This window comes from Streptomyces sp. NPDC015220 (assembly GCF_043079345.1).
Lineage (GTDB): Bacteria > Actinomycetota > Actinomycetes > Streptomycetales > Streptomycetaceae > Streptomyces.
Genome location: NZ_JBIBUK010000024.1, coordinates 95,307 through 114,454, shown reverse-complemented (window position 1 = coordinate 114,454; position 19,148 = coordinate 95,307). Strand labels below are relative to the sequence as shown.

Here is a 19,148-nt window from a genome sequence, read left to right as displayed (position 1 = left end):
GACCCGCGCACCCGGCACGGCCGGTCCGGCCGGACCCACTCCTTCCGGTCAACCTCGTGCACGTGCTTCACATCGGCGGAAGCACCCGGGCGCCCGCGGAAGCGGGTGGCAAAATTCCGCCGTCCGGCGTAATCAGAACAGCTTGCCGGGGTTGAGGATGCCGAGCGGGTCGAAGACCTGCTTGACCGCCCGCTGCATCTCGACCCCCACCGGGCCGAGTTCGCGCGCCAGCCACTCCTTCTTCAGCACTCCCACGCCGTGCTCGCCGGTGATCGTGCCGCCGAGCCGCAGACCGAGGGCCATGATCTCGTCGAAGGACTCGCGGGCGCGCCGGGACTCGTCGGGGTCCTGCGCGTCGAAGCAGACGGTGGGGTGCGTGTTGCCGTCGCCGGCGTGTGCGCAGAGGCCGATCGTGAGCCGGTACTTCTCGGCGATCCGCTCGACGCCTTCGAGCATCTCGCCGAGCCGGGAACGGGGCACGCACACGTCGTCGATCATCGTCGTGCCCTTGGCCGCCTCCAGCGCGACCAGTGCCAGCCGGCGGGCCTGGAGCAGCATCTCGGACTCGGCGACGTCGTCGGCGGGGACGACCTGGGTGGCGCCGGCCGCCTCGCACAGCGCGCCGACGGCGGCGAGGTCGGCGGCGGGGTCGGGGGTGTCGAAGGCGGCGAGCAGCAGGGCCTCGGTGGACTCGGGCAGGCCCATGTGGGCGAGGTCGTTGACGGCCTTCACGGTCGTCCTGTCCATGAGTTCGAGCAGCGAGGGCACATGGCCGCCGGCCATGATCCGGCACACCGCGTCGCAGGCGTCGGCCGCCGAGGCGAACTCGGCGGCCAGCACGAGCTGCCGCGGCGGCTGCGGCTTGAGCGCCAGCACGGCCCGTACGACGATGCCGAGCGAGCCCTCGGAGCCGACGAACAGCCGGGTCAGGTCGTACCCGGCGACGCCCTTGGCGGTGCGGCGGCCGGTGGACATCAGGCGGCCGTCGGCGAGCACGACGTCCAGGCCGAGGACGTACTCGGCGGTGACCCCGTACTTCACGCAGCACAGTCCGCCGGAGGCGGTGCCGATGTTGCCGCCGATGGTGCACGTCTCCCAGCTGGAGGGGTCCGGCGGGTAGTACAGGCCGTGTTCGCCCACGGCGCGGGAGAGCGTGGCGTTGACGACGCCCGGCTCTACCACCGCGACGCGGTCGACCGGGTTGATCTCCAGGATCCGGTCCATCTTCGTCAGGGAGAGGACGATGCAGCCCTCGGTGGCGTTGGCCGCGCCGGACAGGCCGGTGCGGGCGCCCTGCGGGACGACGGGGACGCGCAGTTCGGTGGCGACCCGCATGACGTGCTGGACCTGTTCCACCGTGCGCGGCAGGACGACGACGGCGGGGACGCCGGACGGGCAGAAGCTCGCCATGTCGTTGGCGTAGGCGGCGGTGACGTCGGGGTCGAGGAGGACCGCCTCGGCCGGCAGGCCCGCGAGGAGCCGGTCGCTGAGGTTGCCCTGGGCTTCGTCGGGTGCGGCTTGGATGCGGCTCATGATCACAGCGTCGCACTCGCGGCCATCGGTGTGAACCCCACGGCACGTGCCCCAGGGCCTGTCGGGTGGCGGCGGTCCGGGCCGCCGGGTCGCGGGCGGTGCGGCGGCGGACGCCGGCGCACAGTGGGCGCCATGGAGAAGCGTCCGCGGAGCCCGGCCACGTCCCTGATGACCGCACCCGGGCGCCGCTCGCGCCCGGTGCTCCGGGTGTTCGCCGGGCTGCTCGTGGCGGCGGTCTGCGGGCTGGGCACGGTGTCCCTGCTGACGCCGGACCCGCGGCGCGCGGAGAAGCCGCCGGCGCCCTCGGCGCCCGGGGCGGCGGGGGCGCTGGGCGCGGTGACGGCCGGGACGCCTGCCTCGCTGCCCGGCCTGGCCGAGCTGATCGCCGACCGGGAACGGCTGCTGCGCGGGCGCCCCGGGGACGCGCGGACGTGGGCGGTGCTCGGGGCCGCCTACGTCGAGCGGGGCCGGCGCACGGCCGACGCGGCGGACTTCCCGAAGGCCGACCGTGCCCTGCGGACGTCGCTGCGGCTGCGCCCGGAGGGCAACACGGACGCGCTGGACGGGCTGGCCGCGCTGGCCGACCAGCGGCGTGACTTCCGTACGGCGCGTTCCCGGGGCGAGGCGGCGCTGAAGCTGGAGCCGAAGCGGTGGACGACGTATCCGCTGCTGATCGACGCCTACGACGGGCTCGGCGACTACCGGGCCGCCCGGCGCACCCTCGACGGGCTGCTGAAGCTGCGCCGCTCCCCCGCCGTCCGGGCGCGGGCCGCCGCGGTCTACTGGGACCGCGGCTGGCGCGAGGACGCGGCGGCCCAGCTCTCGGACGCGGCGGCGGCCGCGACCGCGCCCGCCGAGCGGGCCGCCTATCTGGAGCGGGCCGGGCGGATCGCCTGGCAGCGCGGGGACCTGGACGACGCGCTGCGGCACTTCGAGGCGGCGCTGCGGCTGGACCCGGACCAGCGGGACGCGGCGGCCGGGCGGGCCCGCACGCTCGCCTCGCTCGGGCGCACGGAGGAGGCGCGGGCCGCCTACCGGCAGGCGCTCGGCAGCCGTCCGCGCCCCGAGGTCCTGCTGGAACTGGGCGAGTTGTACGAGTCGCTGGGGCGGCTGGGCGAGGCGGCGGAGCAGTACGGGCTGGTGCGGGCGCGGGTCCGGCAGGACGCGGCGGCCGGGGTCGACGGCGAACTGGTGCTCGGGCGGCTGGAGGCGGACCACGGCGACGCGCGGTCGGCGGTGCGACGGCTGCGCTCGGAGTGGCGGCGGCAGGCCGGGATCGCGGTGGCCGACGCCCTGGGCTGGGCGCTGCACCGGGCCGGCGAGGACCAGGAGGCGCTGAGGTTCGCCACGACGGCGACGGACGGGGCGAAGGGCGGCGGGGTGCGCGACGCGCTGTACGCGTACCACCGGGGCGTGATCGAGCAGAGCCTGGACGAGACCGGCGTCGCGCGGCGCCACCTGGAGCTGGCGCTGCGCACCAATCCCGCCTTCTCCCCGCTGTGGGCGCCGCGGGCGAGACGGGCGCTGGACGAACTGGCCGAGCCGTCGATGGACGACGCGCCGGAGGAGGTGGAGACGGAGGCGGAGCCGCCCGCGCAACCGGTGGCCGCTCAGGTGGCGCCCGTGCCACCGGCCGGCGGTGGGGCGGCCCGTCCGCCGGTGGGCGGGCCACCCGCGGGCGGGCCGCCCCGGGCGCCCTCGGGCCGCGTGCCGGCCGGCCCCGGCGCGCCAGGGCGTGGCGGCACGGCCGGGGGGCCGGCGGGCGGCTCCGCGGCCCGGACCGGCGTCGGCGGCTCCGGGGCCCGCGCACCGGGGCCGGCCGGCACGCGGAGCCCCCGCTGAGCCCGTGCGGGTCGCGGCGGCCGACGCCGCTCAGAGGTTGCCGCGGCGCTCCTGCTCGCGCTCGATCGCCTCGAACAGGGCCTTGAAGTTGCCCTTGCCGAAGCCCATCGAGCCGTGCCGCTCGATGATCTCGAAGAAGACGGTCGGGCGGTCCTGGACCGGCTTGGTGAAGATCTGCAGCAGGTAGCCGTCCTCGTCGCGGTCGACGAGGATCTTCAGCTCGCGCAGGACGTCGACGGGCACGCGGGTCTCGCCGGCCCACTCGCCGAGGGTGTCGTAGTACGAGTCCGGGGTGTCCAGGAACTCCACGCCGGCCGCGCGCATCTGCCGGACCGTGTGCACGATGTCGTTGGAGTTCAGCGCGATGTGCTGGACGCCGGCGCCGCCGTAGAACTCCAGGTACTCGTCGATCTGGGACTTCTTCTTGGCGATGGCCGGCTCGTTGATCGGGAACTTGACCTTGAGCGTGCCGTCGGCCACGACCTTGGACATCAGCGCGCTGTACTCGGTGGCGATGTCGTCGCCCACGAACTCCTTCATGTTCGTGAAGCCCATGACCTTGTTGTAGAACTCGACCCACTCGTTCATCCGGCCGAGTTCGACGTTGCCGACGCAGTGGTCGACGGCCTGGAAGGAGCGCCGGGCGGGCGGTTCGACGATCGGCTCGGCCGCCGTGTAACCGGGCAGGTAGGGGCCGTCGTAGCCGGAGCGGTCCACGAGGGTGTGGCGGGTCTCGCCGTAGGTGGCGATCGCGGCGAGGACGACCGTGCCGTGCTCGTCCTTCACCTCGTACGGCTCGGCCACGGAGCGGGCGCCGTGCTCGACGGCGTAGGCGTGGGCGGCGCGCGCGTCCGGCACCTCGATGGCGAGGTCGACGACGCCGTCGCCGTGCTCGGCCACGTGCTGGACGAGGAAGCGGCCCCAGTCGGTGGCGGGCTTGATCACCGAGGTGAACACGAAGCGGGCGGAGCCGCTTTCCAGGACGTAGCTCGCGGTCTCCCGGCTGCCGTTCTCCGGTCCGGAGTAGGCGACCAGCGTCATGCCGAAGGCGGTGGAGTAGTAGTGCGCCGCCTGCTTGGCGTTGCCCACGGCGAAGACGACCGCGTCCATTCCCTTGACCGGGAAGGGGTCGGCCTGCCGGGCGGTCGCGTCGGGAGCGTGCTCTGTGGTCTGCGTCATAGCGGAAGGTTCACCCCGTCCCGCAAGGTGCGCAATAGTTCGCGAATTCACTGGGCAGGATGACCAGTGGAAGACCCGTATCAACGGGCTTTCTGTACAGGATGACCACCCGGGAGGCGGGGCTGGTGGCGATCGATCATCTGGACGGCCGCATCATCGTGCTGCTGGCGCGCGAGCCGCGGATCGGCGTGCTGGAGATGTCCCGGCGGCTGGGGGTCGCCCGGGGCACCGTGCAGGCCCGGCTGGACCGGCTCCAGTCGAACGGGGTCGTCCGGGGCTTCGGTCCGGAGGTGGACCCCGCGGCGCTCGGCTATCCGGTGACGGCGTTCGCGACGCTGCAGATCCGGCAGGGGCAGGGCGCGGGCGTACGGGCCCACCTGGCGACCGTGCCGGAGGTGCTGGAGCTGCACACCACCACGGGCGCCAACGACATGCTGTGCCGGCTGGTGGCCCGCTCCAACGCCGACCTCCAGCGGGTGATCGACCGGGTGGTGGGGATCGAGGGCATCGTCCGCGCCTCGACCGCGATCGTGATGGAGAACCCGGTGCCGCTGCGGATCATTCCGCTGGTGGAGCAGGCGGCGGAGGAGAACCGGTAGGCGGGCGCGGGCGCGGGGAAGACCCCGCATGACCTAGTTGCAAAGAAAGCCTTGCAAGAGGTTCTTTGCAACGCTACCTTTGCATGCATGTCGGAGCCCCAGCCCCAGAAGCCCAACCTCCATCACCTCAACGCCCGGTCACTGCGCGGGCTCGCCCACCCGCTGCGCGTGCAGCTGCTCACCGCCCTGCGCTTCGGCGGGCCCGCCACCGCGTCCCAACTCGCCGGGAAACTGGGCGAGTCCAGCGGTGCGACCAGCTACCACCTGCGCCAACTGGCGGCCTACGGCTTCGTCGAGGACGCCCCGGAGCACGGCAAGGGGCGCGAGCGGTGGTGGCGGGCGGCCCACGACGGTCTGGCGTTCGACGACGAACTGTTCACGGACACCGACCCCGCCGTGCGCGGCGCGCTCGACATGCTGATGCACGAAGTGGCGACTAGGCACACGCAGGAGCTCTCGACCTGGCTCGGCAACCGGCACACCTGGCCGGAGGAGTGGATCCACGCCTCGGACCTGAGCGACATGACCCTGCGGCTCACACCCGGACGCGCCCGCGAACTGGTCGCGCGGATGCACGCGCTCGTCGACGAATACCGCGACCTGCCCGCGACGGCGGACGACCCGGACGCCGAGCGCGTGCGCGTCCACACGCACACCTTCCCGATCCACACGGACTGAGAGGACCCACGATGCATCCCGAGAGCCACCTCATCCTGCACCGCGCCCGCGCGACCGAACTCCGGGCCGACGCCGAGGCACACCGCCTGGCCGCGGACGCCCGGGGGCCGGGCGAGCTGCGGGCCCGGCTCGGCTGGACCCTCGTCGAGGTCGGCCTGCGCATGGCCGCCGCGCCCAGGCCCGCGGCCGTCTAGCCGGAGTTGGCCGCGGATCACGCCGGGCGCCGTGAGCCGGTTCCGGTCACGGCACCGGGAATCAGCAGCTCGGAACCGAGCCCTTGCCCTTGCTCAGGGCGGTCAGCGCGTTCACCGCGCCCTTGAGGGTGGTCACCGGAACCAGGCGCAGCCCCTTCGGCAGCTCCGCCTTGGCGTCGGCGCACTCGGCCTTCGGGACCAGGAAGACCGTGGCGCCGTCCCGACGGGCGGCCTGCGTCTTGAGGGCCACACCGCCGACCGCGCCCACCGTGCCGTCGGGGGTGATCGTCCCCGTGCCGGCCACCGTACGGCCGCCGGTGAGGTCGGCGCCGCCGCCGTCGCCGTGGAGCTTGTCGATGATGCCCAGGGTGAACAGCAGGCCCGCGCTGGGACCGCCGATGTCGCCGAGGTCCAGCGAGACCTTGATGTTCTTGTCGCCGCTGCGACCGAGGTACTTCAGGGCGGCCTGGGTGGCCGCCTCCTGGGACTCCTTCATCTGGCCGACGTTGTGCCGCTCGATCTGCTGGACGGTGTCGCCGCTCGGGTAGACCGCGTCACGCGGCATGACCGCCCGGTCGGTGGCGAACCAGCCGTCGACCACGTCGCCCAGCGAGATGTGCGCGTCGGGGCCGGTCGCCACGATGGTCGTCATCCGCAACTGTCCGCTGGTCCTGCGCACGGGGGCGCCGGAGATCCGGATCACCTCGTTGCCCTTGAACGACCCGAGCACGTTCGCCGTCGACCCCGGCTGCGCCACCGAGAACGGCAGCGGCGCGAACACCGCGGTGGCGATCAGAGCCACGACGGGAGCCGCGCAGACGGCTAGGGCCTGGGGGCGTGTGAGGCGAGAGAGCACGGAATCAATCTACGCGACGACCGCTCGCGGCCACTCGTCGGCCGTGGGGCGCGGGAGACCGCACGACCGCCGGGCGCGGGAGGCCCCACGGCCGACGTCGACGGGTGCGGGAGGCGGCCGCGTCACCGGCGGGCGCGGAAGATGCCCACGGCTGACGGACGCGAGCGCGGGAAGCGGCCGCGAGACCGGCAGGATGCGGGAGGCCTCACGGCCGGCAGGCGCGGGTGCGGGAGACGGCCGCGGGACCGGCAGGGCGCGGACGACCCCACGGCCGACAAGCGCCGGCGCGGGAGACGGCTGCTCGGTCGGCTGGGGGCGACGGGCCCCGCACGCTCGCAAGGCCCGCGCTCGCGGAGCCCGCGCTCGCGGGTCCGCCGCTCGCCCCCCGCTCGGTCACCTGAGCGCTTCGGCCACCTCGCGGGCCGCGTCCATCACCCTCGGACCCACCCGTTCGGGCACGGCGTCGGCCAGCATCACCACACCCACACTGCCCTCGACCCCGGTCACGCCGAGCAGCGGCGCCGCGGCGCCGCAGGCGCCCGCCTCCAGTTCGCCGTGGGTGAGGGTGTAGCCGGGGTCCGTCATCGGCTGGCGGCGGGCCGAGAGGATGGCCTTGCCCGCGGCGCCCCGGTCCAGGGAGTGGCGGAACCCGGCCCGGTAGGCCACGTGGTAGTCCGTCCAGGTGGGCTCCACCACGGCGACGGCCAGCGCCTCCGCACCGTCCACCAGGGTCAGGTGCGCGGTCGCGCCTATGTCCTCGGCCAGCGACCGCAGCGCGGGCAGCGCCGCCTCGCGCACCAGCGGGTGCACCTGCCGGCCCAGGCGCAGCACCCCGAGCCCGACCCGGGCCCGTCCGCCGAGGTCTCGGCGGACCAGCGCGTGCTGCTCCAGGGTGGCGAGGAGCCGGTACACCACCGTCCGGTTCACGCCCAGTTTCAGGGAAAGCTCGGTGACGGTCAGCCCGTGGTCCGTGTCGGCCAAAAGTTTGAGGACCCTGAGTCCCCGGTCGAGCGTCTGGGAGGTCTCCGCGGTCACGACGCCCACTCCTTAGGTGGTGAGGTCGGCAGCGCTCCTCGCGGCGGATACGTCACCGAGTCCCGTTCAGTGACGCGCGACAGAGGCCGCCGATCGGCCTGCGGTCCGGGCCGTCCCGGACTGAAGTCGCTTCACGGCTGCGCTCCGCGGCGGCGCTGCCACGGGGCGTGTGCGTAGCCGGACAGTAGCGAAGCCGGTTCGCTGAGCGGAAGCCTCCGTCCAGAATCCGGTCACCGGCCGACGGAGACTGTGCGCGTTCGTCCCGATACGTACGGCAAACCCGTGCCACCCGGTCCCACGTGTCCCGCGGGACCCGCCCCTACCTCATCCGGGTCGCCCACTCCTGCACCTTGGCGATGCGCTGCCGCAGCTGCCCCGCCGTCGCCTCGGCGCTCGGCGGGCCGCCGCACACCCGGCGCAGCTCGGTGTGGATGACGCCGTGCGGCTTGCCGCTCTGGTGGACGTAGGCGCCGACCATGGTGTTGAGCTGCTTGCGCAGCTCCATCATCTCCTTGTGGCTCACCACCGGACGCCGCTCGGCGGGCAGTTCGAGCAGGTCGGCCTCGGTGTCCGGCTTCCTGCGGCTGTGCGCGATCTGCCGGGCCTGCCGCTTCTGCAGCAGCATCTGCACCTGGTCGGGTTCGAGCAGCCCCGGGATGCCGAGGTAGTCCTGCTCCTCCTCGCTCCCCGGGTGGGCCTGCATGCCGAACTCGGCGCCGTCGTAGAGGACCCGGTCGAAGACGGCGTCGGACTCCAGCGCCTCGAAGGGCAGCATGTCCTGCTCGCCGGTGTCCTCGTCCTGCTCCCGGTTCGCCTCCTCCATCTCCTTCTCGGACTCGGCGTAGGGGTCCTCCTCGCCCTCCTTCTTCGGCCTGTCGAGGGCGTGGTCGCGCTCGACCTCCATCTCGTTGGCGAAGGTCAGCAGGTCCGGGACGGTAGGCAGGAAGACGGAGGCGGTCTCGCCGCGCCGCCGGGACCGTACGAAACGGCCGACGGCCTGGGCGAAGAACAGCGGCGTGGAGATGGTCGTCGCGTACACCCCGACGGCGAGCCGGGGTACGTCGACGCCCTCGGAGACCATGCGGACGGCGACCATCCAGCGGTCGTCGCCGGCGCTGAACTCGTCGATCTTCTTCGAAGCGCCGACGTCGTCGGACAGCACGACCGTCGGGCCCTTGCCCGTGATCTCGCGGATCAGCTTGGCGTAGGCGCGCGCGGAGTCCTGGTCGGAGGCGATGACCAGGGCGCCGGCGTCCGGGATGCCCTTGCGGACCTCGGTCAGCCGCTGGTCGGCGGCGCGCAGCACGGCCGGCATCCACTCGCCGCGCGCGTCGAGCGCGGTGCGCCAGGCCTGGCTGACCGCGTCCTTGGTCATCGGCTCGCCGAGCCTGGCCTCGATCTCGTCGCCCGCCTTGGTGCGCCAGCGCATGTTGCCGCTGTAGGAGAGGAAGATGACGGGCCGGACGACGCCGTCGGAGAGCGCGGAGCCGTAGCCGTAGGTGTAGTCGGCGGACGAGCGCCGGATGCCGTCGTCGCCCTCCTCGTACGTCACGAACGGGATCGGGTTGGTGTCGGAGCGGAACGGCGTGCCGGTGAGGGCGAGCCGGCGGGTCGCGGGCTCGAACGCCTCCAGACAGGCCTCGCCCCACGACTTGGAGTCGCCGGCGTGGTGGATCTCGTCGAGGATCACCAGGGTCTTGCGCTGCTCGACGCGGTTGCGGTGCAGCATCGGGCGCACGCCGACACCGGCGTACGTCACGGCGACCCCGTGGTACTCCCGGCTCAGCGGGCCCGCGCTGTACTCGGGGTCCAGCCTGATGCCGACGCGCGCGGCCGCCTCCGCCCACTGCTTCTTCAGGTGCTCGGTCGGGGCGACCACGGTCACCTGCTGCACGACGTGGTGGTGCAGCAGCCAGGAGGCGAGCGTCAGCGCGAAGGTGGTCTTCCCGGCGCCGGGAGTGGCGACCGCGAGGAAGTCACGCGGCTGTTCCTGGAGGTACTTCTCCATCGCGCCCTGCTGCCAGGCACGCAGCTTGCTGGCGGTGCCCCAGGGGGCGCGACCGGGGAAGGCGGGCGAGAGGTGGTGGGAGGAGGAGGCGGTAGTAGTCACGGTCTCCGGTTCGCTGTGCTGGGGGCTCGGCTACGTATGACAACCGGGCCACCCTACCGGCGGCCCGGCGGTGCCGACGCGCCGACGGCGCGGCGCGACTCCGGGATGGGACTCAGCTCACACGTCCCGCTCGGCGAGTTCCCGCAGCGCCTCGCCGATCGCCTTCACCTCGTCCAGCGCGCCCGTCGCGACAGCGATGACCAGACGTTCCGCCGCATCGATGTCGGGGCGCAACTGCACGTCGTTCATGGCCAGGAAGACCACGCACGAGGTCCAGGCCGTGCGCTTGTTGCCGTCGACGAACGGATGGTTGATCGCCAGGGACTGGAGGAGCGCCGCCGCCTTGTCCAGCAGGTCGGGGTACGCCTCCTGCCCGAACATCGCGGCCGAGGGCCGGTGCACGGCCGACTCCAGCAGACCGGCGTCGCGTACGACGACGTCCTGGTCGTCGACCGCGAGCGCGGCGACGGCCAGGACGTCCTCGGCGGACAGGTAGACGACCGTCACTTGAGCCGCTCCAGCAGTTCGGCCCACTTGGCGGTCTGCTCCTTGGCGGCCTTCCGGACCAGGGCCTCGTGCGCCGTCCTGGCCAGGTAGTCGTCCACGGCCCTCAGCAGTATGGCGTGCATGCTGACGCCCTCCTCCTCGGCGCGCGCCTTCAGGGCTTCCGTCTGGTCTTCGCGGAGTCGCAGGTTCATAGCCATACCAAAACGGTACCATCGCCTTGGGGCCAAAGTGGTACCAATCAAGGCTGGGCGTGCAACCGCCGCGTCACCCAGGCCCCCGTCAACGCCACCGCCGCCATCGGCAGGAACACCGCGGCGAAGGCGGCCGGGTGGGCCGGGGAGCCGGAGGTCGTCGCGGCGGCGACCGTGCCGCCGCCCAGGGCGGCGAACGCCGCACCGCCGATCGCCAGGAGGACGACGTTGGACAGGGCGTCGGAGATCTGCAGGGCCGCGGAGTTGGCGCCGGCCTCCTCGGGGGCGGAGAGCTGGAGCAGGAGCACGCTGGTGGAGGAGATGACCAGGCCCATGCCGAAGCAGCCGAAGCCCCAGGCGACGGCGACCGTCCAGACCGGCACGGAGTGGATCAGCACGCTGGGCGCGGTGACGATGGCCGCCGCGACCAGCACCATCCCGAGCGTCATCAGCCGCTCCCGGTACGGCGCCGCGCCCGGCCGCGACTGCACCCAGGAGCCCAGCGCCCAGGTGCCCCCGCCGGCCGCGAGCGAGAACCCGGCCAGCGTCGGGGACAGCCCGCGCTGGGTGACCAGCATCAGCGGCACGAAGGACTCGGCGGCGATGAAGGAGCCCGCCGCGACCCCGCGCAGCAGCACCACCGACGGCAGCCCGCGCGCCGCCCGGTACGTGCCGCGCGGCAGCAGCCCGCGCACGGCGGGCACCAGCAGCACCGCGCCCGCCGCCGCGGGCAGCAGCGAGATCCACCGCAGGTCCTGCGCCGCGTACTGCAGCAGTCCGGCGCCGAGCGAGATGCCGAGGGCGAGCCGGATGCGCCGCCGGTCGAACGACTGCCCGGCCGTCTCCCGGGCGCCCTCCCCCACCGGCCCGGACGCCCGCCGGCGTATCTGCGGCAGGGCGATCGCCAGCGGGAACACCACCAGCACCGGGATGCCGACGAACACCCAGCGCCAGCCCAGGTGCTCGGTCACCGCGCCGGCGGCGAGCGGACCGACTATGGAGGGCACGACCCAGGCCGCCGCGAAGGCCGCCATGATCGCCGGGCGCAGCCGCTCGGGATAGGCCCGGCCGACGACGACGTACAGGGCGACGATGACCAGCCCGCCGCCGAGCCCCTGCACGGCGCGCCCGACGATGAACACCCACATGGTGCCCGCCGTCCCGGCCAGCAGCAGCCCGGCCGCGAACGCGCCGATCCCCGCGGTGAGCGCGCCCAGCGGTCCCCGCCGGTCCGACCACTGCCCGGCGAGCACCATCCCGAACAGGCTCGTCGTGAAGTACCCGGAGAACGCGAACGCGTACAGCGAGATCCCGTGCAGTTCCCGCGCCGCGACCGGCATCGCCGTGCCGACGGCGGTCGCCTCGAAGGCGATCAGCAGCACGACCGAGACGATCCCGATGCTGAGCGACCGGTAGGCGCGGCCGAGCACGGTGTCGGCCGGTGAGTCGATCGGCGGGCGGGCGGTACCGGAGGTGTCCGCGACATCGGCGTCGCGCGGTTCGAGCACGGTCATGGTCGTCAGGGTAAGGTCCGCGAGCGGCTTTGACCCCTGTCGGGAGTCGGCCCCGGACCGGGACCTTGGTCGTACGACCGGATGTGCCGGGGCCCCGCTTTCGTGAACGGCGTGTGGCAGTCCCGTTGCAGCCCCCGCCCGTCCCTTGAGCGGCCGCGCCCCCGCGGCCTACGGTCGTTCCACCGGTTCGGAACGAGTGCGCGGCTCAACGAGCGAGCGGCTCCCCGACACGGCCGTGTGCCCGAGTGGCCGAGGGACTCGCCTGCAAAGCGAGGTACGCGGGTTCAATTCCCGCCACGGCCTCCCAGAGGGGGTCGGCGGGCGGTGTGCTGCGGAGCACGCCGCCCGCCTCGTCCCGGAACAGCTCCGCCCAGTAGTGCCAGTCGGCGTCCGGCGTGGTCCGCGCCGGGTCGGAGGCGGCGAGTTCCCCGATCATCGTCATGGCGAGCCGGTCGTACGCGTCGGTGCCGGGCCCGGCGCCGGTCCGCTCCTCGTGGTGCAGCAGCCACAGGGTGAAGGCGAGGGTGGAGACGTCCTTGTTGAGCGGGTGGAGCGTGGCCTCGGGCTCGCTCCAGTTCCACACCTCGCCCGTGGCGCCGTCCACCACCAGGCCGTTGTCGTCCGCCAGGCGGCCCAGGCGTACCAACCGGTCGGCGAGGGCGGGCGGTTCGGCGGGCGGGCGGTCACCGGGGTCCTGGTCGGCGCGGTACTCGGCGAGGGTGGGCAGGGCGACGTCGGTGTCCGTGCGGAACGGCCGGCCGTCCTCGGGCAGGCCCGTCTCGCGCAGGAAGCGGCGGGTCGGCTCGTGGGTGAGCGCGGCGGGGAAGTCGACCTCCTCGAAGCGGACGACGCGGCCCGCGCCGAACTCCCGCTCCAGCAGGCGGACGGGGAGGTCCAGGGTCAGACCGGAGGCCGTGCCCGGGCCGGCGGCGAGGGAGAGCGGGCGGACCAGGACGGCCGCCGGCCGGCACGCCGGGACCCGGCCGTCCGTGCCCTCCTCGAACACCGCGAGGAGGCGATGGGAGGACTCGGCGACCGCCTCCGGGCCGTAACGGCCGGCGCGGGAGGCGAACCGTCCGCGCAGGCCCGCCAGTTCCTCCGTGACCGCGGCGAACCGCACGAGGGCGTCCAGGGACGGCGCGAGCGGGCGCGAGCGGTCCCCGCGCGGCGCCCCGGACGCCGGTGGGGCGACGGCGACCGGCGGTACGACGGCGACCGGCGGTACGACGCCCGTGCGAAGGCGGCGCGTCGGCCCGTGCGGGCCGCGGGGACCGGGGTCGGGCCCGGTCAGGGCGATCGTCTTGGTGGCGGTCAGGGTCGTGCTCATCGTCCGGTTCCCCCGTGCGGATCGGTTCCACAGGCCCGGGCCGGCCCGCTCCCGGGCGGGGAACGGCCGGCCCGCCGCGGGCGGAGCCGTCGTCCCCACTGCCGAGAACCCTACGCCGCACCACTGACAACGACCCCGGTCCGCTCGAACACCGGTGGAACGACCGGTCAAGGGCCGGTGACCACCGCGGCCTGCGGCCGGATCGGGAGACGGTTGACGGCGCGTCCGGTGGCGGCCCGCACCGCGGAGGCGATCGCCGCGGGAGCGGTGACCACCGGGACCGCGCTGACCGCCTTCGCACCGAACGGCGCCACCACGTCCCGCTCCTCCACCAGCTTCACGATCCGGATGTCCGGCGCGTCCAGGGCGGTGGGCAGGGCGTAGCCCGTGAGGTCGGGGTGGCGGACCAGGCCGCGCGGGGCGCGCAGGTTCTCGGTGAGGGCGATGCCCACGCCCTGGGTGACGCCGCCCTCGATGCGGGAGGCGAGCTGCGCGGGGTTCAGCACCCGGCCCACGTCCTGGGCGACGGCCAGCTCCACCACCCGTACCGAGCCGATCTCGACGTCGACGTCCACGACCGCGCGGATCGCGCAGAAGGCGAGGCCCACGAAGGCGTCGCCCTGCCCGGCCTCGTCCAGCGGCTCGGTGGGGTGCGGGCGGCACTGGGCCGTCGCCCACAGCTCCTTGCCGTCCATCGCCTCGGTGACCGTGGTCGACAGCACGCCGTCGTACGAGGTGATCTTGCCGTCGGTGATCTGCAGCAGTTCGGTGGACATGCCGAACTTGTGCGCCAGCGGCTGGAGCAACTGGGTGCGGACCATCTTCGCCGCCCGCTCCACCGCGCCGCCCGACACCCAGGTGTGCCGGCCGCGGCAGCCCGCGCCCGCCGGCGGCTGGTCGGTGTCGACCGGGGCCACGTGCACCTCGTCGACGCCCAGGGTCTCCTGGACGATCTGCCGGGCCAGCGTGGTGAAGCCCTGGCCGGTCTCGACGGCCGCGCACAGCACGGTCGCGACACCGTCGTGCACCTTCACGGTGGCCGTCGAGACCTCGTCGGTGCCCTCCGCGCCCAGCATGTGCACCATGCCCAGGCCGTAGCCCACGCCTCGGCGCACCGCGCCCGGTTCGCCCGCGCCCTCGGGACCGCCGGGCAGCAGCCACTCGTCCTCGGCGGTGTCCTTGGGCAGCGGGGGCAGCGGGTGGTCCTGGACGGCCTGGAGGAGTTCGGCGACCGGGGCCGGGCAGGTGACCGTCTGGCCGGTCGGCAGGACGTCACCGGTCGCCAGCACGTTGCGCAGCCGCAGTTCCGCCGGGTCCACGCCGAGCTTCTTGGCCAGCTTGTCCATCTGCGCCTCGTAGGCGGCGCAGACCTGCATCGCCCCCTCGCCGCGCACATGGCCCGACGGCGGGTTGTTGGTACGCACCGCCCAGCCCTCGATGAAGGCGTTCGGGACGACGTAGGGACCGCAGGCGAAGGACACGGCGGCGGCCAGTGCCTCGGCGGAGGTGTCGGCGTAGGCGCCCGCGTCCAGCAGGATCTGCGCCTCGACCTTCACCAGTCTGCCCTCGGCGTCGGCGTGGTGGCGGTAGCGCAGGAGGGTGGGGTGCCGGTGCGCGTGGCCCAGGAAGGACTCCTCGCGGGTCGCCGTCAGCTTCACCGGGCAGCCGGTGCGCAGCGCCAGCAGGCCGAGCGGCAGTTGGAAGCCCTGGTCCTCGCGGTCGGCGACCGCGCCCGGGACCCCGGTGACGACGATCTTCACCCGTTCGGGGGCCAGACCGTAGCAGGCGGCGAGCGTGTCCCGGTCGGCGTGCGGGTCGGTGGAGGCCAGGTACAGCTCGACGCCGCCGTCGGGGCGGGGCACGGCGAGGCCCGCCTCGGCGCCGATGGGGGCCGGGTCCTGGCGGCCGATGCGGTACAGGCCCTCGACGACGATCTCCCCTGCCGCCTCCGGGTCGCCGTGGCGCAGCGGGATGTGCCGGATCAGGTTGCCGTCCGGGTGCAGCGGTTCGGCCTCGAACGCCTGCTCGGGGTCGGTCACCGGGTCGAGGACCTCGTACTCGACGATGACGGCGGCGGCGGCCATCCGCGCGGTGTCCGGGTGGTCGGCGGCGACGGCCGCGATGGGCTCGCCGTGGTGGCGTACGACCTCGGAGGCGAACACCGGGCGGTCGGCCCTGCCCCGGCCGTGCAGCGGGCTGCCGGGCACGTCCTGGTGGGTGACGACGGCGCGCACACCGGGCATCTCGCGCGCGTGGGTGGTGTCGATGGACACGATGCGCGCGTGCGGGTGGGGCGAGCGCAGCACGGCCGCCCACAGCAGGCCCTCGGCCCACAGGTCGGCCGCGTACGGGAAGGTGCCCTCCGTCTTGGCGCGGGCGTCGGCGGCCGGCAGCGAGGAGCCGATGCCGTGCGGCAGCGGCTCGGGCGCGGTGGCGGTCTCCGTGGCGGCAGCGGCGGCGGCTTCGTTGCTCACGCCTGGCCTCCGTCCTGGCCGTAGGGGTCGTGCTGTTCGGGCGAGTCGAACGCCGAGGGGTGGATCCCGCCGGCCCCGGGCCCCGCCTGGTGCGGGATGCGCGGCTCGTCGGCGGGCGGTTCGGCCGCCTCGCCCGCGGTGTCCGCCGCGCGCTCGGCGACGACCTCCCGGACCGCGTCCAGGACACCCCGGTAGCCCGAGCAGCGGCACAGGTTGCCGCACAGGGCCTGACGGGTCTCCAGTTCGGTGGGTTCCGGGTTGCCCTCCAGCAGGTCGTGCACGGTCATCGCCATGCCGGGCACGCAGAAGCCGCACTGCACGGCGCCGCACCGGGCGAGCGCGCGCTGCACGTCCGAGGGCTGTCCGTCGACGGCCAGGCCCTCGACGGTACGGACCTCGCTGCCGGCCGCGGTCACGGCGGGCACCAGGCAGGAGGCGACCAGCCGGCCGTCGACCTGCACGTTGCAGGCGCCGCACTCGCCCTGCGAGCAGCCGTCCTTGGCGCCCGCGAGGCCGAGCCGCTCACGCAGCACGTACAGCAGCGACTCGCCGATCCAGGCGTCGGTGACCGGCCGGTCGGCGCCGTTGACGCGCAGGACGAAGGAGGCGAGCGGGTGTTCGTCCTGCGGTGGCGCGGGCGGCGGGTCGTCCTGGGGGGCCGGGTCCTGGCGCGCGGCCTCGGCGTCGGTGTCCGGGACGGTCTCGGCGGCGGTGTCCGGCACGGTCCCGAGGTCGGCGTGCGGGGCGGTCCCGGGGCCGGGGTCCGGCACGGTTGCGGCGTCGGCGCGCGGGACGGTTCCGGCGTCGGCGTCCGGCGCGGCCTCCGGGGCCGTGGGTTCGGGGGCTCGGTCCTCCGGGGCCGTGGGTTCGGGGGCTCGGTCCTCCGGGGCCGTGGCGGGCTCCTCGGCGGGCCGGGGCGCGGGGCCGGTCCCCTCGGCGGGCGCGGTGTCCGCGGACGCCTCGGCGGGCTCCGCGGGCACTTCCGCGGTCTCGGCCGGCGCGCCCTCGGCGTGGTCGGGGTGGTGTGCGGGCTCGGCGCCCGGTCCGACCGCGGGCCGGGCTTCGTCGACGTCCGGGGCCCCGGGCCGGGCGAGCGCGGCCTCCGGGGCGCCGGCCCGCGGGGTCCCGGCCCGCGCGGGCCCTGGTTCCTGGGTCCCGGCCCGCGCGGTCCCGGACTCCGGGTCGGCCGCGCCGGTGGCGTCCGTCCCGAGTCCGGCGTGCTCGGCACGTTCGGTGTACTCGGACTCGATGTGTCCGGCGTGCTCGGCACGTTCGGTGTACTCGGACTCGATGTGTCCGGCGTGCTCGGCACCTTCGGTGTACTCGGACTCGATGTGTCCGGCGTGCTCGGGCGCGTGCGGCGCCCGCGCCGCCGGGTGCCCCGCGTCCGGGCCGGCGTCGGCCGTCGGGGGCTCGGCCCGGTACGCCTCCGCGGCGGGGTCGTACGTGTCCGTGGCGGGCTCGTACGCCTCCGCGCTGTGGTCGTACGTGTCCGTGGCGGGCTCGTACGCCTCCGCGCTGTGGTCGTACGTGTCCGCGGCGGGCTCGTACGCCTCCGTGGCGGGCCCGCCGTCGTGCCCGGTCCCGGCGGGGTCGTGCCGCGGCCCGTCCCACGGTTGTCCGGCCGGCTGCGCCGCCCACGGGGCCGCGGCGCCGCCGGGAAGGGTGGCGGGCGGAGTGCCGCCCCACTGCTGCACCAGGGACGACGTGGTGAACTCGCCCGACTCGTCGGGGAGTTCGCCCCCGGCGACCGGGATCGACCACTGTCCGGTCACGTCGTGTCCGGGCGCCGGCCGGCCCGCCTGGGTGTCGTGCTGCCCCTGGGTCTCGTGGAAGTTCCACTGCTGGGTGGCCCCGGGGTGGTACGTGAACCGGTCGTCCGCGTCGCCGTCGCCGTCCCGCGGCACCGCGTTCGGGTCGGGCCAATGGGCGCCGGCGGCGGGCGCGCCCGGCACGGTCCACTCGCCGGTGGCCGCCGGATCGGCGGCCGCGGGCGGGGCGGACGCGGCCGTTATCCGCGGCGGCACGTAGCCGTGGCCGGGCGCGGCCAGCGGGCTGTCGGCGGCCCGCAGGGCGTCGATGCCGCCCTCGGGGAGCTTCACGAACGCCGTCGCGCCGTCGTCGTACTCGCCCTGCGGCAGCGGGTCCCAGCGGCCGCCGCTCCCGGGCGTGCCCTCCGCGTGCTGGTCGTCGGTCACGACAGCGCCCTCCCCAGTGCTCGTCGGGCCAGCGCGGCGACGGTGCGCCGCAGGTGCAGTACGGCGGGCGGAAGCTGCTGCACCGAACCGTCCTCGGCCGGGGCCGGGTCGGGGATGCAGGCGGCGGCGACGTACTCGCCGAAGGCGTTCAGCGCCTCGGGGACGATCGCGCGGTTGTTGTCCCAGTCGATCAGCTGCGCCACCCACTGCTCGGCGTCCAGCGGCCGGAGCGGCATCGGTGCTATGGCGCCGACCGCGCAGCGCACACCGCGCCGCGCCGGGTCGAGGACCAGTGCCACGGAGGCGACCGCGCGGCCCGGACCGGTGCGGCCGGTCGCCTTCAGGAAGACCTGCGGCGCGTGCAGCAGGGGCACCCGCACGTAGCCGATGAGCTCGCCCGCGCGGAGCATCTCCACGCCGGCCAGCAGGTGCGACACCGGGACCTCCCGGCGGGCTCCGCCCGGGCCCGCGATGACCAGGGTCGCCTCCAGGGCGGCGAGCACCGGCAGCGCGTCCCCGGTGGGAGCGGCCGAGGCGATGTTGCCGCCCAGGGTGCCCGCGTTGCGGATGTGCGGCGGTCCCGCGGCGCGCGCGGCGGCGGCGAGCGCCGGGATCAGCGCGGCGAAGTCGGGACGGCCCATGCGCGCGTGCGTGAGGCCCGCGCCGAGCAGTCCGTGGCCGTCCTGGTACTGCCAGCCGCGGATCTCGCTGATCCGGCCGAGGCCGACCAGCGCGGCGGGCCTGAGCTGCCCGGAGTTGACGGCGGCCATCAGGTCGGTGCCGCCCGCGACCGGCACGGCGGCCGGCACGGCGGTGAGCGCCGCCACGGCCTCGTCCAGTGTCGTGGGCAACGTGACGGCCTGCGCCGCCTGCGGTGCGTGCGTGGTCAAACCGGCTGCCCCTTCCCGCTG

At 74.7% G+C, this 19,148-nt stretch carries 15 protein-coding genes, 1 tRNA gene and 1 pseudogene; 5 read left to right on the top strand and 12 right to left on the bottom strand.

Going from position 1 to position 19,148, the window contains the following annotated elements; translation table 11 throughout:
* Positions 1-132: 132 nt before the first annotated feature.
* The gene (locus tag ACF061_RS32630) at positions 133-1,539 is read right to left on the bottom strand and encodes an FAD-binding oxidoreductase (protein WP_392270611.1); all 1,407 of its coding nucleotides are present in this window, start codon (positions 1,537-1,539) and stop codon (positions 133-135) included.
* Between the two features lie 126 nt (positions 1,540-1,665).
* On the opposite strand from ACF061_RS32630, the gene ACF061_RS32625 reads away from it, so the two are divergent.
* Positions 1,666-3,375 (top strand): tetratricopeptide repeat protein, encoded by a 1,710-nt coding sequence (locus tag ACF061_RS32625; protein WP_392270610.1) that lies wholly within the window; start codon positions 1,666-1,668, stop codon positions 3,373-3,375.
* A gap of 30 nt (positions 3,376-3,405) precedes the next feature.
* Here the strand turns inward: ACF061_RS32625 and hppD are convergent, their stop codons facing one another.
* Positions 3,406-4,554: a 4-hydroxyphenylpyruvate dioxygenase gene (hppD, locus tag ACF061_RS32620; protein WP_392270609.1), complete on the bottom strand. Its 1,149-nt coding sequence runs from the start codon at positions 4,552-4,554 to the stop codon at positions 3,406-3,408.
* A gap of 125 nt (positions 4,555-4,679) precedes the next feature.
* Between hppD and ACF061_RS32615 the strand changes: the two genes are divergently transcribed.
* From ACF061_RS32615 to ACF061_RS32605, 3 genes are all read left to right on the top strand, one after another.
* Complete coding sequence (locus ACF061_RS32615; RefSeq protein ID WP_392270631.1) at positions 4,680-5,153, top strand: Lrp/AsnC family transcriptional regulator; 474 nt, start codon at positions 4,680-4,682, stop codon at positions 5,151-5,153.
* A gap of 87 nt (positions 5,154-5,240) precedes the next feature.
* On the top strand, positions 5,241-5,831 hold the full coding sequence (locus ACF061_RS32610; protein ID WP_392270608.1) for an ArsR/SmtB family transcription factor: 591 nt from the start codon (positions 5,241-5,243) through the stop codon (positions 5,829-5,831).
* An 11-nt stretch (positions 5,832-5,842) separates the two neighbouring features.
* The gene (locus ACF061_RS32605) at positions 5,843-6,025 is read left to right on the top strand and encodes a hypothetical protein (protein ID WP_392270607.1); all 183 of its coding nucleotides are present in this window, start codon (positions 5,843-5,845) and stop codon (positions 6,023-6,025) included.
* Between the two features lie 61 nt (positions 6,026-6,086).
* Here the strand turns inward: ACF061_RS32605 and ACF061_RS32600 are convergent, their stop codons facing one another.
* The 6 genes from ACF061_RS32600 to ACF061_RS32575 all read right to left on the bottom strand — a co-directional run bounded on the left by ACF061_RS32600 (position 6,087) and on the right by ACF061_RS32575 (position 12,238).
* Positions 6,087-6,881: a S16 family serine protease gene (locus ACF061_RS32600; protein WP_392270606.1), complete on the bottom strand. Its 795-nt coding sequence runs from the start codon at positions 6,879-6,881 to the stop codon at positions 6,087-6,089.
* A 393-nt stretch (positions 6,882-7,274) separates the two neighbouring features.
* Positions 7,275-7,916, bottom strand: coding sequence for an IclR family transcriptional regulator (locus tag ACF061_RS32595; protein ID WP_392270605.1), 642 nt, complete (start codon positions 7,914-7,916; stop codon positions 7,275-7,277).
* A gap of 319 nt (positions 7,917-8,235) precedes the next feature.
* Complete coding sequence (locus ACF061_RS32590) at positions 8,236-10,026, bottom strand: DEAD/DEAH box helicase (protein WP_392270604.1); 1,791 nt, start codon at positions 10,024-10,026, stop codon at positions 8,236-8,238.
* Positions 10,027-10,143: 117 nt separating this feature from the next.
* Entirely contained in the window at positions 10,144-10,533 is a 390-nt protein-coding gene (locus tag ACF061_RS32585) for a type II toxin-antitoxin system death-on-curing family toxin (RefSeq protein WP_392270603.1), read from the bottom strand.
* Entirely contained in the window at positions 10,530-10,730 is a 201-nt protein-coding gene (locus ACF061_RS32580) for a ribbon-helix-helix protein, CopG family (RefSeq protein ID WP_392270602.1), read from the bottom strand. Before ACF061_RS32580 ends, ACF061_RS32585 begins: the two co-directional genes overlap by 4 nt.
* Positions 10,731-10,771: 41 nt before the next feature.
* Complete coding sequence (locus ACF061_RS32575; protein ID WP_392270601.1) at positions 10,772-12,238, bottom strand: MFS transporter; 1,467 nt, start codon at positions 12,236-12,238, stop codon at positions 10,772-10,774.
* A gap of 231 nt (positions 12,239-12,469) precedes the next feature.
* On the opposite strand from ACF061_RS32575, the gene ACF061_RS32570 reads away from it, so the two are divergent.
* Positions 12,470-12,541, top strand: a tRNA-Cys gene (locus tag ACF061_RS32570).
* A 31-nt stretch (positions 12,542-12,572) separates the two neighbouring features.
* Here ACF061_RS32570 and ACF061_RS32565 read toward each other — a convergent pair.
* From ACF061_RS32565 to ACF061_RS32550, 4 genes and pseudogenes are all read right to left on the bottom strand, one after another.
* Positions 12,573-13,565: pseudogene (locus tag ACF061_RS32565) on the bottom strand (SUKH-4 family immunity protein); the annotation flags it as partial.
* A gap of 167 nt (positions 13,566-13,732) precedes the next feature.
* Positions 13,733-16,039, bottom strand: coding sequence for a xanthine dehydrogenase family protein molybdopterin-binding subunit (locus ACF061_RS32560; protein WP_392270600.1), 2,307 nt, complete (start codon positions 16,037-16,039; stop codon positions 13,733-13,735).
* On the bottom strand, positions 16,036-18,237 hold the full coding sequence (locus ACF061_RS32555; protein ID WP_392270599.1) for a 2Fe-2S iron-sulfur cluster-binding protein: 2,202 nt from the start codon (positions 18,235-18,237) through the stop codon (positions 16,036-16,038). The genes ACF061_RS32560 and ACF061_RS32555 overlap by 4 nt, the downstream gene beginning before the upstream one ends.
* Positions 18,234-19,127: an FAD binding domain-containing protein gene (locus tag ACF061_RS32550; RefSeq protein ID WP_392270598.1), complete on the bottom strand. Its 894-nt coding sequence runs from the start codon at positions 19,125-19,127 to the stop codon at positions 18,234-18,236. The genes ACF061_RS32555 and ACF061_RS32550 overlap by 4 nt, the downstream gene beginning before the upstream one ends.
* Positions 19,128-19,148: the final 21 nt, after the last annotated feature.

Bases quoted from the DNA above. Each gene is read 5' to 3' on its own strand.
- ACF061_RS32610 (WP_392270608.1), top strand. From the start codon at position 5,241: ATGTCGGAGCCCCAGCCCCAGAAGCCCAACCTCCATCACCTCAACGCC.
- ACF061_RS32605 (WP_392270607.1), top strand. From the start codon at position 5,843: ATGCATCCCGAGAGCCACCTCATCCTGCACCGCGCCCGCGCGACCGAA.
- ACF061_RS32580 (WP_392270602.1), bottom strand. From the start codon at position 10,730: ATGGCTATGAACCTGCGACTCCGCGAAGACCAGACGGAAGCCCTGAAG.
- hppD (WP_392270609.1), bottom strand. From the start codon at position 4,554: ATGACGCAGACCACAGAGCACGCTCCCGACGCGACCGCCCGGCAGGCC.
- ACF061_RS32575 (WP_392270601.1), bottom strand. From the start codon at position 12,238: ATGACCGTGCTCGAACCGCGCGACGCCGATGTCGCGGACACCTCCGGT.
- ACF061_RS32625 (WP_392270610.1), top strand. From the start codon at position 1,666: ATGGAGAAGCGTCCGCGGAGCCCGGCCACGTCCCTGATGACCGCACCC.